Source organism: Ureibacillus chungkukjangi, assembly GCF_003217295.1.
Classification (GTDB): domain Bacteria; phylum Bacillota; class Bacilli; order Bacillales_A; family Planococcaceae; genus Ureibacillus; species Ureibacillus chungkukjangi.
The window spans coordinates 94835-109600 of the sequence record NZ_QJTJ01000008.1 but is presented as its reverse complement, the minus strand read 5'-3'; the positions used below and the strand labels follow the sequence as shown (position 1 = coordinate 109600).

The window sequence follows — 14766 nt, the reverse complement described above, 5'->3', positions numbered from 1 at the left end:
GTTTATAGAATTTTTAGAAAGAAGGGCTTCGATGTTAGCTGATATTAATAAACGCCTCCAAAAACTCATGCCGATCCTAACACCCCTTAGCTTGATAATTGGTGTATTACTCGAGGATATAGGTGGGCAATTAGCATTTCTTGTTCCTGTGTTATTCGCTTTTATGACCTTTGCTGGTAGTTTAAGCATGAATTTTCAAGGCCTGCGAAGCTTCATGAAATACCCCTGGGTTATCCTCACTACCATTGCATTTTTACATATTCTTATGCCTGTTTGGGCGTATTTTATCTCAACCCTCTTATTTGATGATCATTTATTAATCATAGGCTTTATTCTTTCCGTTGCCGTTCCTACTGGAGTAACGAGCTTTATTTGGGCGAGTATTTGTAAGGGGCACCTACCGCTATGTTTATCAATCATTTTAATTGATACAATTCTTTCACCAATTATCCTACCAACCTTAGTTCATTTTGTAGTAGGGGAAAAAGTTGAAATTAACACAATGTCCATTATGCTAGATTTAATGTGGATGATTGTATTACCCTCGATTGCAGCTGTTTTACTGAATGAGTGGACTAAAGGAGAGATCAATCAAACACTGGGGAAAACACTAGCCCCTTTTCAGAAGCTGAGTTTGTTTTTAATCGTAGGTATCAATAGTAGCGCCATTGCACCTTATTTGAAAAATATAACATGGGAAATCATTTGGATTATAGTAGTAGTTTTATTACTAGCCATCTCAGGCTATATAATGTGTTTGCTATTGGGTCACTTCTTATTTAAAGACTTTGAGGTCATTACAACTATTGTATTTACAGGGGGGATGCGTAATATTGCCGTCGGAGTAGTAATCGCTAGTACTTACTTTCCACCAAAAGTGGTTATGCCGGTGGTCTTCGGAATGCTCTTCCAGCAAATACTCGCCTCACAATTTAGTAGAGTGCTAGAGAGGTATAAGGAAAAATATAATGAAAGATGTCTTTCAAAGGAAGAGCTGCTAAAACATGAGAGCTCCTCTGTCTAAGATTAGAGATTTATTAATTTAATAGTAAAGAGTGGGAGGTATGAACTAATATATCTCTCATTTTTGTTCAACAAAAGTCCTTGTTCGGCTACTTTTGTTCTATGGCTAAGTATTCAGAAAAATGTTACTTTTGTTATAGGAATAAATTTAGAAGGAGTTGTAAATCACATGGGCATAAAAGCAACAAGAGGACTTTATGTAGGAAATTTATTGGTAATTGTTCTTTTGATAGCTAATATTTTATTCACGGCATCAATGGAAATAGTGATCATAAGTGCGGTAGGAATCGGTATATTAGTAGTAGGTACACTCTATACATATAAATCTATTACAAGACCTTTAAAAGAAACGTTAAAGATAGCAAGACAAATTACAGCAAGAGAACTTGAAATAGATAAAGCACCAAAAGTGAAAAATGAATTTGGGGAGCTGTCTCAATTTTTACATGAGATGGGGGAAAATCTTAAATCAATCTTCGTTCAGTTAAATAGTGTGTCAGATCAATTAGTGACATCATCAAGTAGTTTAAAATCCTCAACTGAGCAAACGAATGTATCAACTAACCAAATGGCTGCATCTATTCAAGAGGTTGCTAGCAGTGTAGACATACAAGGTAAAAACATTCAGGAAAGTGCTACGGCAATGAGTGAAATCACTATCGGGATTGGTCGTGTTGCCCAAACTACAAATAATGTGGCTGAATCTGCTTCTGAAACGACAACACAAGCAAATCTAGGAAATAATTATATCCAAAAAATCGATGAACAAATGAACTCAATCTATAAGGTGAATCATGAAACGAATTCAGTTATGAAGGAGTTAGAGGATAAATCTACGAAGATTGGTAGTATTATCGGCGTTATTACTGGAATTGCTGACCAAACTAATTTATTAGCATTAAATGCAGCCATTGAATCGGCACGTGCAGGTGAGCATGGAAAGGGATTTGCGGTTGTTGCAAACGAAGTAAGGCTTTTAGCTGAACAATCAAAAGAGGCTTCAAAACAAATTGAAGAAATTATCAAGTTGATTCAAGAAGATACAAACCAGGCTTATGAAATGACGAACAAAGCAACAATAGAGACAAAAAATGGATTAGAGCTAGTGCAGATTACAGGGAAAACATTTACTCAAATCTTAACATCAATTGAAAATGTAAGTGCTCAAACTCAAGAATTATCTGCAGTAGTGGAAGAAATGTCTGCAAGTACGGAACAAGTGAATGCATCGTTCGAGGATGTGTCACAGCTAGCTCAAAACTCTACATCTAAAATGGCAGAAATTGCAGCAGCATCTGAACAAAATTCGTATGCATTAAATGAAGTATTCTCTTCGACTGGTGCCTTAGCAGAAGTTGCAGAGCAGTTGCAAGGAATGGTAAAGAAGTAAGAGGCTGATTAACTTAAAGGAGTGTCAAAGCCGGTACGTTCGGATGACACTCTTTTTTGTTTTAACTAAAAGGAATAGCAAAGTCATGATAATTCTAAAAATTCAAATAGTACTAAATACACTTTATTTTTAGATAGTTATTAGCTACAGTAGTGGAATAAATTGAGGTGTATATTTTGAAGGGGTTAAACTATTTCCATCCATTAGTATGGAGTATTTTACTTGGTACTATTTTTACAAGGGCAGCAAGCTTTATGACCATTCCATTTCTTGCTTTATATCTGCATAATGAGTTACATGCTACGCCATTAGTGATAGGAGTAACATTAGGTGCAGCCCAATTATTTGCCACCTTTGGAGGAATCTTTGGGGGATATTTAACAGATAAATTAGGCAGAAAGCTTGTCATTATTTTCACTATTTTTGTTTGGAGTGGCGTATTCATAGGCTTTGCTCTAGTTCAAAATGTGTTGTTGTTTATAATTCTTAGTAGTTTAAATGGCTTGTGTCGCTCCTTTTTTGAACCGGCCACACAAGCACTAATGATTGATTTCACAGAAAAAGAGAAACGTAGAAGACTATTCTCAATTCGATACACTAGTATCAATATTGCTGGTGTAATCGGTCCGGTTTTAGGAGTATGGATTTCAAGTTTGTCAAGCGCAGTGATGCCTTTTGTTATTACGGGAGTGATGTATGCTGCGTATGGATTTGTTCTTATCGGCTTATTGAATCATTTTGAAATGCGTCAACAACTTGCGTCTGGAAGGCAGACTCTTCCCCAAATGCTAAAAGTGGTAGGTAAAGATACGAAGCTTCTTCTATTACTTGCTGGCGGTGTGCTAATCAGTCTTGGTTACTCCCAATATGATTCTACCTTGCCACAGCTAGTTAATCTTTCGGTAGAAGAGGGAGTGAAATTATATTCTATTTTACTCGTTATCAATGCTGCCATCGTTTTATTGTTACAGCTACCAATAAGCGTGTATACGGAAAAAATCTCGTCCTTCAAAAGCTTGAGTTTTGGTATGTGTTTCTTCGCTGCAGGTTTTATCTTATTTAATATGGCATCGAGCTGGGCATTGTTTATTATTGCAATGATTGTTTTTTCGATAGGTGAGATTTTTGCCTTCCCTATGATGAATGCAATGATTGAAGAAATCGCACCAGATACACAAAAGGCTACATATTTAGGCGCATCCCAACTTAAAAATCTCGGCGGCTTTATCGGACCGATTTTTGGCGGGTGGCTTCTAACTCATTACATTGGAGAAATATACTATGTTATGGCAGTCATCGTATTGTTAAGTCTCGTATTTTATAAAAAGGCACTATCTATGAATAAAGCAATTTGATTGTGGAGGGGTTTAAGCGTGAATGACAGGTATCCAATTGGAAAGTTTTCGTGCAGTGAAAGTATTTCTTCTGAAGAGGTACAAGGATGGGTTGACGATATAAAAAGTTTGCCAGCTAAATTAAACGAAGCCTTAAAGGAATTAGATGTGAAAGTGCTTGAAAATACTTATCGTGAGGGTGGGTGGAGCATCCGCCAGCTTGTCCATCATATCGCGGATAGTCATTTGAACTCCTATATACGCTTTAAATTAGCTTTAACCGAGGATAATCCAACCATAAAACCTTATTCAGAAGAGAAATGGGCAGAGCTTTCAGATTCCACTCTCCCTTTAGAAGTATCCTTATCTTTGATTCAAGGCTTACACGAAAGGTGGGGATTCCTGCTTGAAAATCTCACACCAGCTGAACTGGAAAAAACCTTCACTCATCCAGAATCTGGTGTTATTACCTTAAAGGAAAACATCTGCCTCTACGCATGGCACGGGAATCACCATCTAGCTCATATCAAAATCGCACTTGAAAAATAAAAGTGTCACTCCTTATCGAAAGAGACAGGAGTGACACTTTTTTTGAATGAACTGAGTATGGAGCAGTTTATACGGGAGATGAAGTGGGTTACAAGTAGTGAATGCTGATGCGATGCAGTTCATATAGGAGATTATAAGTAGAAAATGCCGGTGTGATGCAGTTCATATGGGAGATGAAATGCATTGCGAGTAGAAAAAACAGCCACGATGCAGTTCAACCAGAGAATGAACTGCATCACAAGCAGAAAATCCCCCTGTACATTATTTATTACTCGGGTAAATTCTTTTTTGCTTTCGTTGCTGCTTTAACACCTGTGATAGGAGAAGCTGGACTAATTTTATTTCAGGGGTCTCGTGTAAAGGGTGCACTAAGTTACATTTTTCTAAAGGGTCCCTAGTTAGATTATATAATTCATATTCCTCTTCTACTGGTTCGGTTTTGGTTGAATTGACGAACATGCTTGCTTCTTTTGTATCTGAAAGCTTCGTTGTGAAAATTTTCGTTGTTTCAATATCCTCACAATTTGGAGAGCTCCAAAATTGTGGGTTATCAAAATAACGTACATATTTCCAAATCTCTTCTGTATCATTTTCACCGGTAGGCAGCTTTATAATGACACTCTCTATATGATTTGGCTGACATACAGGTGTATAGGGCTCACCATCTACTGTTGTTTGGTTTAAGCCTTTTGTCACCTCGTCATCTGTCATAAAGTAAAGGGGCTCATTTACCTGAATTAAAGGCTCTTCTCGCTTAATGAAAGGAGTAAGATTTTTGCCGACAAAAGGGTGTACCTCAGAGTGAGTTTTACGTAATTCATCCTGCACCTTATCTATATCGATGCCAGCTAGCCCTAACAATGTTGGAATAACATCTACATGACTAGTTAACATTTCTGCTTCACGAGGCTCGGCAAATAGCTTTGGACTATGGATGACGAAAGGTACATGCAGCGCTTCTTCATATGCGCTATGCCATTTTTGGAACTGGCCACCATGAGCCCCAAGTAAACTGCCGTGATCAGATGTGAAAATAATGATAGTATCTTCGTAGAAAATGGAATTTGCCAGGGCTGTATAAATTTTGAATAGTTCTTCGTCCACCCGTTTGTGAAGTGAATAGTATAGCTGTCTATAAAATTCTGAGTCAATTGTTGGCTGAAAGGCGTTCTGATAAACATCTCTATAGCTCATTTGAGCCTTTGGTTTTGTACGTAAATCCTCCTTTGATGTAGGAGAAGGTGGAATCTCTGGTATCGAAGGGTCAATTTCAAAATTATAGTGCGGGCTTAGTCTAGAAAGTGATCCGTAAAGAGTGATATCGTGCGGGTTTACCAAAGATGAGACTATGAGCCAAGGCTGGCTTGACTTCGGGTTCTGTTCCAATGATTGAATTAATTCCACAACCTCTTCTGCGTAAATTTCATCGCGTCCATTTAACCCGACTTTGGCTGAGGATCCAGAATTTCGAGGATCTGCTCCATGAGGTTCAGGTCCAATCCAATCATCAAAGCCATATGCATTCAATCGATTTGCCATTCCATAGAGCTTTACTTTTGAAGAATCAGAAATGCCACTTGAATCATAGCTTGGTAAGGCATTATGTGTACCAGGAATCAAAATGCCCTCGCTTGAAAGATGCCATTTTCCCTTCCAAAATGTTTGATAGCCTGCTGTACGAAAATAATTGCCTAAAGTCGGAACTGTATTTGCTCCAAGCCCAAATACGTTTGGGTCAAATGCTCCTTTGGCTGCCCCCGTAGTTTGCGTTACACCATGGAGAGAAGGGTATTGCCCGGTAAAAAGTGTCGTTCTGCTCGGAGAACACGCAGTACTGCCAATATAGTGGTTTAAAAAGGATAGTCCTTTTTCCCGTAAAATTTCTTGTGTAATTAAATTTTCCTTTCTCCATTCCTTTATAGCTTCGGTTTCATAACAGGGCGGGTAACGTTGCTCATCGACGATTAAAAAAAGAATATTAGGTCGTTTAAATTCTATAGGATCATTTGTCGAATACAAAATTTTCACCCCTTTAATGTATTATTATATGTAGCACTGCTTATAAGGGTTAGAATAATTGTATAGATTACTGTATGTCGAATCCTTTCAGTGCATGAACGCGTTAGTAATTAAATAGAAGAAAGGGAGGTTCTTATGTTTAATATTTACAGAATTATACATATTGTTTGGACAGCTATTTTTGCTTTTTTCATTTCCATACCAATTTTGGAAGGCGGCTTTGAAAGAGCTGTATATGATGATGCCTTTTTTGTAGGGCTTTGGATTATTGGAATCGTGTTCTTATTTATTAAGAAGCTGACGAAAATCGGTTTTATATTAACGATAATTCCATTACTATTTGCTATATTTATTTTCATTTTTTAAATACCAATTCCTGTTGAAGTTTGACATAACACCTTTAGGTTATATATAATCGGCAAATAACACCTAATAGTTATATATTGATTTAAAGGAGCACTTATCACATGTCAAATGAACATAAAAATCTACCGGATATTGTTCAAACAATAGCCATAAACGCACCGATTCAAAAGGTATGGGAATATGTATCAACAGCCCAAGGAATTGCTGAATGGTTTATGCCAAGTGATTTCAAATTGGAGGTTGGACACGAATTTACAGTTCAATCCCCATTTGGTCCTTCTCCTTGTAAAGTAATAGAAGTTGAAGAGCCGAACAAAATTTCGATTCAATGGGATACAGATGGCTGGGAGTTATCTTTCCTTCTAAAGGATTTGGGCAGTGAAACAGAATTTACTGTAATCCATGGCGGATGGAAAGAAGGAGATGCGATTGTTCCTAAAGCGCAGCGTCCACAATCAGCAATCCGCGAAACAATGAATCTAGGTTGGGCAGGTATTGTTCAAAAATTAAAACAAGTGGCTGAGGCTTAATGGGTTCTGAACTACAAAAAGGGGATATATTTCAGGCAATAGCCGATCCAACTAGGAGAGAAGTAATTCGACTACTTTCGGTAAAAAACCAATCTATTGCCGAACTCTCTTCTCATTTTGAAGTAAGTCGAAATGCAGTTGTGAAGCATCTCAATGTTTTAACGGAAGCAGGATTAGTACGTGGTGAAAAAAGCGGCAGAGAAAAAATCTATCAACTGCAACCCGAGCCCTTGAAGGAATTACAGGAGTGGCTCTCTTACTATGAGAAATTCTGGTATAACAAATTAACGAAATTAAAGTATGTAGTTGAAAATGATACTTTAAATAAGTAGAAAAGAATCTATTTTAGATGTGTGTGTCTAAAATAGATTCTTTTTTGACGGTTAAGGAATAACATTAACTCGTTTTATTCTAGCCGAGTTTTGTACTTCTACCTAGATTACCACCAAAATGCGTTTGCTAAAAAGATTCCCGCAATGGCACCGATTGCAATGCCAATCCCTAATCCGCCACCACCGAAGCCCCAAAAACCAAGTCCCAATCCACCAAAACCACTCTCTGGCATAATCCAAACCATGTTTCTTTCAACTCTAGTAATTGTTCCGACATGTCGACGGCCGGACGTTTCAACAATGCGAACTTTTTTTCCCATATGACGGCAGCAAAGCGCATATGCTTCTCTTGGATGCATCCTATTCCCTCCTTTTTAGTAGACTAATAATCAATATATGAAACTTATTTTTGCTGACACATGTTAGGAGTCTAATGGATATTTCTATTAAGCAATAAATTATAGAAATAATAGTTTTAAGAGGGAGAGAAATAGATGTCAGTAGAAGATACGGTTTCAATACTAAAAAACTTGAGTGAATTATCTAAAAACCTCCAGGGGAACTTAGAAGAAGTTCATCGAAAATTGATAGCCAGTCCGTTAAAGGATTTCTTTCCACAAGCTACACCAGAAGATATCCAGAGAGAGTTATTAACAAGGGGATTGTTTAATCCAGATGAGAGTCCGGCAATCGATGAGATATTGAGGGATCTTGAAAATGAGCAAGTATGGGAAACCATTAGGAGTGAATATAAGTACTTACAACAGGAATGGGGTGGACCGGATGTGCCTATTTTCATTTACCCTCTCACAAAACATCGACCGATAATGGAAGGTGTGGAAGTTAGGAAGAACGGTGTTTCCTATAATGGACTACTATTTTTATTTGTAGGTGCAAAACTAGAATCAGAAGAATTAAAGGCGTTGCTGGCACATGAGTATCATCATATTTGTAGAATGTCCTATTTAAATAAGTCCCCATATAAAACGGAGTTGCTTGATACATTAATTATGGAAGGGATGGCTGAATATGCTGTGGAAAACTTATATGGGGAGCAATGGCTATCCCCGTGGACAAAGAGATATTCACAGGAAAACTGTCTGGACCTGTGGACAAAATTCTTTGTGCCAGCATTAAAGGTGAAGGGTGTGGATAACCACTTCTCATTTTTATATGGTAATTTGGCAGAAGGAATCCCCCATTGGAGTGGCTATTGTATCGGCTACAGAATCGTCTGCTCATATATAGAGAATCAGGATATCAACGACATAACTGAATTGTTTAAAATGAGTGCAGCTGAAATTTTGAAGGGCTCAGCTTTTAAATTGAGTTAACCCGTCGTTATTTGCAAAGAAGTGCAATTTGCTAAGCTATATCAATCAAATCACCAGCATTTCAAACCCAAACTGCATCATCAACAGCCAAACGCTTTCAGATGAGCTTTATAAATTGATTTTCCCCCCTCAAAATTTGGAGCTTTACTCAGTGAGTTAGCGATAAGCGACTTCCTTTTAATTCGCGAAAGTGAAATAAATCTCTCCTTTTTTAATATTCGCGTTTTAACCTTCACTTTTAAGGGTATCTAATAAAAAAGTCGTATGGCTTTTTGTCAAGCCTCTAAAATTTTTTTATCCAAATAGCTTATTTTTAGCTTACTTGTATTTGAAATTTTTTGGAGGGGTTCTAAATGGCTTTGTATCAGTAGATTGAGAGGTTGTTTAATCTAATATATTTGTAGATAAATTGTCACAAAAATTACCTAAAAAGTTCGTTAATTTGTCACAATTATATATTGCAATTAATCTAGTTCTTTGTTTTGTTGTGAATTCCGTGTAACATTAATAGTGAGGAAGGTGATTGAGAATGTTAAAAATTGAAAATTTAACGAAGGTATATCGAGGTGGCAAGGTTGCTGTCGATAAGTTAAACCTTGATATCCAAGAGGGAGAGTTTATTGCTTTTATCGGTACAAGTGGAAGTGGTAAAACGACTGCACTGAGGATGCTTAACCGAATGGTTGAACCGTCAAGTGGGAAGATGACCTTGAACGGAAAAGATCTGACCAAGATGAATGCCGTTACTTTAAGGAGAAGTATTGGCTACGTAATTCAGCAAATTGGTTTAATGCCACATATGACGATACGGGATAATATCACGTTAGTTCCACAGCTTTTAAAATGGTCAAAAGAGAAGAAGGATGAGACGGCTCGCCGTTTGATTGAACTTGTCAATTTACCCCAATCCTACTTAGATTATTACCCAGCCCAACTATCAGGTGGTCAGCAACAGCGTATAGGTGTATTGCGTGCCCTTGCTGCAAACCAAGACATTATCTTAATGGATGAACCATTTGGAGCACTTGACCCGATAACCCGAGATACACTTCAAGATTTGATTAAGGATATTCAACAGCGACTGAAAAAGACGATTATTTTCGTTACGCATGATATGGATGAAGCTATTAAACTAGCAGACCGAATTGCAATTATGCATGAAGGGAAATTGATTCAATTTGATACCCCCGATAATATATTAGCAGCCCCAGCTAATGATTTTGTAAAAGAATTTATCGGTTCACATCGCCTCATTCAACAAAAACCAAATGTTAAAACCGTTGATGAAGTAATGATCAAACCTATCTCCATAACAATCGAAAAAAGTCTTGATGAAGCAATTCGTTTAATGGTGGAAAAACGAGTAGATACGCTATTTGTGACTGATGGCGACAATCGACTACAAGGATATTTAGATGTAGAGAGCTTTACCGGTGCACGTAAGACGAAAAAAAGTGTTTCAGAATGCTATGAAAAAGAAGTCTTCTACGTAAAAACTGGTTCTAAATTACAAGATTCTGTTCGCAGAATTTTAAAGCGAAACTTAAAAAATATCCCTGTCGTCGATGAGGAGCACCGCTTGGTCGGGTTAGTTACTCGTGCAAATATAGTTGATATCGTATATGACACAATCTGGGGAGATGAAGAGCAAGAAGTCTCAGTTGAAGGTCAGATTGGTTCGGAAGACTTGAAGGAGTTGATTAGTGGATGATTTCCTTTTTCACTGAAAACAGCTCAGATATCTTATTGAAAACATGGGAGCATTTTTATATTTCGATGATTGCTTTAGCCTTAGGTGTCATTATTGCAGTTCCAGTTGGAATTATTTTATCGAAATCAAAATTTCTCTCTAAAATCGTTTTAAGCATCACGAGTGTTTTGCAAACTGTCCCATCCCTTGCACTACTAGCTATAATGATTCCGTTATTCGGCGTGGGGAAGGTGCCGGCAGTTGTGGCATTATGTATTTATTCGTTATTGCCAATCTTGAATAACACATTTATCGGTATGCGCTCTGTGAATGGAAATACAAAGGGTGCAGGAATTGCCATGGGGATGACAACATTGCAGTCGGTATTGTTAGTTGAGCTTCCGTTAGCAATCCCTGTCATTATGTCTGGGATACGACTATCAGCAGTGTATGTTATCTCATGGGCAACGCTAGCTTCCTATATTGGTGCAGGTGGCCTAGGGGATTATATATTTAATGGTTTAAATTTATATCAAGCCGAATTGATCATTGGTGGAGCAGTGATTGTTACTCTTTTAGCATTGCTAGCTGACTTCCTATTATCAAAATTAGAAAAAGTAGTAACACCTAAGGGCTTAAGAATTGAAGGGAGTCGTGCTTCATGAGAATAAAACTCCTACTAGTTGGTGTCATTATTTTGTCTTTAGTAATAGGTGGTTGCTCGCTAACAGGAAATAAAAGCAATGGCACAATTAAAATCGCTTCTGTTGTAACAACAGAGAGCCAGATATTGGCCTATATGTTGAAGTATATGATTGAGCATTATACAGAGGAAGAAGCAGAGGTTATAAATAATCTCGGTACGAGTACGGTAGTCCATCAGGCAATGGTTAATAGGGATGCCAATGTATCAGCAGTCAGATATACAGGTACAGATTTGACTGGGGCATTACAGGCAGAGCCTATTAAAGATGCAGATGAAGCCTTGGCTTACGTACAAAAGGAATTTACAAGCCAATACAACCAAACCTTCTTTGATTCGTATGGGTTTGAAAATACCTATGCCTTTATGGTGACGAAAGAAACGGCAGAAAAATACAAATTAAAAACCGTAAGTGATTTAGCTTCTGTAGCAGGTGAACTCGAAGCTGGAGTAGATACTTCATGGATGAATCGTGAAGGGGATGGCTATAAGGGGTTCGTTGAAGAGTACGGATTCGATTTCTCTCGTACCTACCCTATGCAGATTGGTTTAGTTTACGATGCAGTCGATTCTGGAGAATTGGATGTTGTATTAGGCTATACAACAGATGGCCGTATCGCTTCCTATGATTTAGTCGTATTGGAGGATGATTTGAACTTCTTCCCACCATATGATGCGAGTCCGTTTGCAGATAATGAATTACTTGAGAAAAATCCAGAAGTCAAAGCTGCAATGGAAAGATTAGTTGGAAAAATTTCAACAAAAACAATGCAGGAGTTAAACTTCCTAGCAGATAATAATTTAATCGAACCAGCTGTTGTAGCAGAGGACTTCTTGAATGAGCATGATTACTTTTCAGGAGGTGATGAGTAATGCAGGATATGACACAGATGTCTACAACAGAGCAATTTTTGTTTTATATACAGGAGAATGGCTGGTATGTATTTAATCAGTTTTTAGATCACTTTTTAATTTCTATTTATGGTGTATTACTTGCTGCACTTATAGGAATTCCACTAGGAGTCCTTATTTCAAAATATGGAAAGCTCTCTAATGTGGTCATCACCTTAGCAAATATTATTCAAACAATACCGGCACTAGCTTTAATGGCTATTTTAATGCTTGTGCTGGGGCTAGGCAAAACTACTGTTATCGTGACGGTATTCTTTTACTCATTACTGCCTATCATTAAAAACACATATGTCGGTATTACAACCATTAATAAAAGTGTTACAGATGCAGGGCGTGGTATGGGGATGACTAAGATTCAGGTGCTTTATATGGTTGAATTGCCATTGTCACTCTCCGTTATTATCACAGGTATTCGAATTGCGCTTGTAGTAGCCATAGGTATTACGGCAATCGGTGCATTCATTGGTGCTGGTGGATTAGGGGATATTATTATCCGAGGTACAAACGCAACGGACGGTACAGCCATTATTTTAGCGGGTGCCTTGCCAACAGCCTTAATGGCAATTTTGTCTGACATCATACTTGGAATTATAGAACGCAGATTAGACCCGGTGAAGCGTCAGCAAAAGAGAATAAGTGCAACGGTTTAATATAAAAATGCCTGGTCTCATATAAATAGAGACTAGGCATTTTTTAGACCTTAAAGCTAAGTTTTCTAATCCGATGAAGATTAACCACTTTCACTCAGTCACATACTATTACTTATAAAAGTTTCTCCTTCTTGTTTGTTCAAAAGAGTACATGTCCAGTTCTTAAGTTTATTTTCTCGTCAAAAAGGGAATATCCTTTTACTATTGAATGTTTTGAAAGGGTTTAATCCAATGATAAATTTTATAGGCATTACAAATGACAATCATTTAGAAAAAAATATCGCCATTAATCAAGCGGTTCTATCGGATTATAAATGGTTTTGGGTAGACTTTAGTGAGCCTACAGAGGATGAAATAAAACATCTTTCCGAAACATTTCACTTCCATCCACTTGCCATTGAAGACTGTGTACATGATTTTCAGCGTCCTAAATTAGACTATTATAAAAGCTATACATTTTATGTAACTCACATTCTCAGAGAACAAGACGAGCGTATTATCAAGGATGAATTAGATTTTTTTGTTGGTGAAAGCTGTATCGTTACCTTTCATAAGGTACCTTCTGAAGAGGTATCGAAAGTATGGAGCAGGTTTTTATCACAAGAATCCTTAACAGGCTGGGATCCGTATTATATTTTTTATGAGATATTAGATAAACTCGTCGATAATTATTTCCCACTTATTTATAAGATAGAAGATGAATTAGAAAAAATGATTGAGAATACAAACAAGAAATCAATGAATCATCTCATGGATGAGCTGTTTGAAACAAGAAATATGCTATTAAATCTATTGCATTCCGTGAATCCAATGCGGGATTTACTTTACCGGATATTAAATTCTCATCATTTAAATGTTAATCGGATTGGGGAAAGAAGAGAATACTTTTCCGATATATACGATCATCTACTTAAGCTTTCGGAAATGGTTATGTCAAACCGAGAAGTCACGGCCGATATTCGGGATAGTTATTTATCATTAAACTCTCATCAAACCAATAATGTCATGAAGCTACTTACCATTATTACATCTATATTTGCACCATTGACCTTTATAGCGGGTATTTATGGAATGAACTTTGAGAATATGCCGGAGCTGTCGTGGAGATATGGGTATATATTTTCACTATTCTTAATGCTGTTAATCGGTGCTGCTATGTTACTTTGGTTTAGAAAAAAAGGCTGGTTTAAATAAGGGGATAATTAAATTATTTCATTTTTAAGCTCAGTAAAATTAACAAAACACCGCTAAATATGCAAATGATTTTAGGGAAAGAAATCTTATCTCCTAATCCAGCAACGCCTAGTCCAGTCGTAAGAATTAGAACGCAGGGTCCCACTAAAGCCAGCATGGAATTTAGTGCTAAAGCTTTTTCCAAATCATGAGTTTTATACATTAGTCCAGCAACTGTAAGCTCTAAACTTCCAGATATTACGCGAATCAATACCATATAAAGTAATGCAGACGCCACATACACCATCCTTTCGCTTTGATAAGGAAAGTCTATGCTTGTCCGGAAGTGAATATTTGTTAATTTATTTTAAAATATAGAGCTAAGAACATATAAAAGAGTCGCTCCTTTTAAATAAGCGACTCTTTTATATGTGGGAATTATAATTTATTAATTGTAGCGTGAAGAGTTTCTGTAAGCTCTTCATCATATTTAGCAAGTTCGATAAGGTTTGCTAAACGTTCACGTAAAATATGACGTTCGATAACTAATTGTTCATCTAATACACTAACTAATAGTTCAATAATTAAGTTATTACGAATAGCCAATGCTTCACTTTCGCGTTCTGGACTAATTTTAGCATTTGGTTTTATAACTGAGTTACCCATTGAATATTCTCCCCCTAATGTGGTTTCGCTTTATCGATTTGATTTTAACACATTATTGATGAATTATAAATGTTGGACATGGAGATAAAAAGGAT

At 37.0% G+C, this 14766-nt stretch carries 17 protein-coding genes; 13 read left to right on the top strand and 4 right to left on the bottom strand.

Translation table 11 applies throughout. The features are described 5' to 3' along the window. Positions 1–31 precede the first annotated feature (31 nt). From BJ095_RS08410 to BJ095_RS08395, 4 genes are all read left to right on the top strand, one after another. Positions 32–1024 carry a bile acid:sodium symporter family protein gene (locus tag BJ095_RS08410; RefSeq protein WP_107934684.1) on the top strand — a complete coding sequence of 331 codons (993 nt, stop codon included), beginning with the start codon at positions 32–34 and terminating at the stop codon, positions 1022–1024. A gap of 168 nt (positions 1025–1192) precedes the next feature. Continuing rightward, positions 1193–2413 carry a methyl-accepting chemotaxis protein gene (locus tag BJ095_RS08405; RefSeq protein ID WP_107934685.1) on the top strand — a complete coding sequence of 407 codons (1221 nt, stop codon included), beginning with the start codon at positions 1193–1195 and terminating at the stop codon, positions 2411–2413. Positions 2414–2580: 167 nt separating this feature from the next. After that, positions 2581–3768 carry an MDR family MFS transporter gene (locus tag BJ095_RS08400; protein ID WP_306460156.1) on the top strand — a complete coding sequence of 396 codons (1188 nt, stop codon included), beginning with the start codon at positions 2581–2583 and terminating at the stop codon, positions 3766–3768. Between the two features lie 18 nt (positions 3769–3786). Then, the gene (locus BJ095_RS08395; protein WP_107934686.1) at positions 3787–4296 is read left to right on the top strand and encodes a YfiT family bacillithiol transferase; all 510 of its coding nucleotides are present in this window, start codon (positions 3787–3789) and stop codon (positions 4294–4296) included. 261 nt (positions 4297–4557) lie between these two features. On the opposite strand, the gene BJ095_RS08390 is transcribed toward BJ095_RS08395, so the two are convergent. Further along, positions 4558–6315 (bottom strand): sulfatase-like hydrolase/transferase, encoded by a 1758-nt coding sequence (locus tag BJ095_RS08390; protein WP_235867614.1) that lies wholly within the window; start codon positions 6313–6315, stop codon positions 4558–4560. A gap of 135 nt (positions 6316–6450) precedes the next feature. Between BJ095_RS08390 and BJ095_RS08385 the strand changes: the two genes are divergently transcribed. From BJ095_RS08385 to BJ095_RS08375, 3 genes are all read left to right on the top strand, one after another. Next, the gene (locus BJ095_RS08385) at positions 6451–6681 is read left to right on the top strand and encodes a hypothetical protein (protein ID WP_107934687.1); all 231 of its coding nucleotides are present in this window, start codon (positions 6451–6453) and stop codon (positions 6679–6681) included. A 101-nt stretch (positions 6682–6782) separates the two neighbouring features. Continuing rightward, positions 6783–7211 (top strand): SRPBCC family protein, encoded by a 429-nt coding sequence (locus BJ095_RS08380; protein ID WP_107934688.1) that lies wholly within the window; start codon positions 6783–6785, stop codon positions 7209–7211. Further along, on the top strand, positions 7211–7543 hold the full coding sequence (locus BJ095_RS08375) for an ArsR/SmtB family transcription factor (protein ID WP_107934689.1): 333 nt from the start codon (positions 7211–7213) through the stop codon (positions 7541–7543). The genes BJ095_RS08380 and BJ095_RS08375 overlap by 1 nt, the downstream gene beginning before the upstream one ends. Before the next feature lie 107 nt (positions 7544–7650). Here the strand turns inward: BJ095_RS08375 and BJ095_RS08370 are convergent, their stop codons facing one another. Next, on the bottom strand, positions 7651–7902 hold the full coding sequence (locus BJ095_RS08370) for a hypothetical protein (RefSeq protein ID WP_107934690.1): 252 nt from the start codon (positions 7900–7902) through the stop codon (positions 7651–7653). Positions 7903–8037: 135 nt separating this feature from the next. Here BJ095_RS08370 and BJ095_RS08365 point away from each other — a divergent pair, with 135 nt between their 5' ends. From BJ095_RS08365 to corA, 6 genes are all read left to right on the top strand, one after another. Then, positions 8038–8877, top strand: a complete 840-nt coding sequence (locus BJ095_RS08365; RefSeq protein WP_107934691.1) for a DUF2268 domain-containing protein — start codon at positions 8038–8040, stop codon at positions 8875–8877. A 529-nt stretch (positions 8878–9406) separates the two neighbouring features. Continuing rightward, complete coding sequence (locus BJ095_RS08360; RefSeq protein WP_107934692.1) at positions 9407–10588, top strand: betaine/proline/choline family ABC transporter ATP-binding protein; 1182 nt, start codon at positions 9407–9409, stop codon at positions 10586–10588. Next, the gene (locus tag BJ095_RS08355) at positions 10585–11232 is read left to right on the top strand and encodes an ABC transporter permease (RefSeq protein ID WP_107934693.1); all 648 of its coding nucleotides are present in this window, start codon (positions 10585–10587) and stop codon (positions 11230–11232) included. Before BJ095_RS08360 ends, BJ095_RS08355 begins: the two co-directional genes overlap by 4 nt. After that, positions 11229–12143: an osmoprotectant ABC transporter substrate-binding protein gene (locus BJ095_RS08350; RefSeq protein ID WP_107934694.1), complete on the top strand. Its 915-nt coding sequence runs from the start codon at positions 11229–11231 to the stop codon at positions 12141–12143. The genes BJ095_RS08355 and BJ095_RS08350 overlap by 4 nt, the downstream gene beginning before the upstream one ends. Next, a complete protein-coding gene (locus BJ095_RS08345) occupies positions 12143–12832 on the top strand; it encodes an ABC transporter permease (protein ID WP_107934695.1) in 690 nt (229 codons plus the stop codon). Before BJ095_RS08350 ends, BJ095_RS08345 begins: the two co-directional genes overlap by 1 nt. 231 nt (positions 12833–13063) lie before the next feature. Then, the gene (corA, locus tag BJ095_RS08340; RefSeq protein ID WP_107934696.1) at positions 13064–14026 is read left to right on the top strand and encodes a magnesium/cobalt transporter CorA; all 963 of its coding nucleotides are present in this window, start codon (positions 13064–13066) and stop codon (positions 14024–14026) included. Between the two features lie 13 nt (positions 14027–14039). Here the strand turns inward: corA and BJ095_RS08335 are convergent, their stop codons facing one another. Further along, complete coding sequence (locus BJ095_RS08335) at positions 14040–14312, bottom strand: YqhV family protein (RefSeq protein ID WP_235867613.1); 273 nt, start codon at positions 14310–14312, stop codon at positions 14040–14042. A 131-nt stretch (positions 14313–14443) separates the two neighbouring features. Then, on the bottom strand, positions 14444–14671 hold the full coding sequence (locus tag BJ095_RS08330; RefSeq protein WP_107934697.1) for a phosphate-starvation-inducible protein PsiE: 228 nt from the start codon (positions 14669–14671) through the stop codon (positions 14444–14446). Positions 14672–14766: the final 95 nt, after the last annotated feature.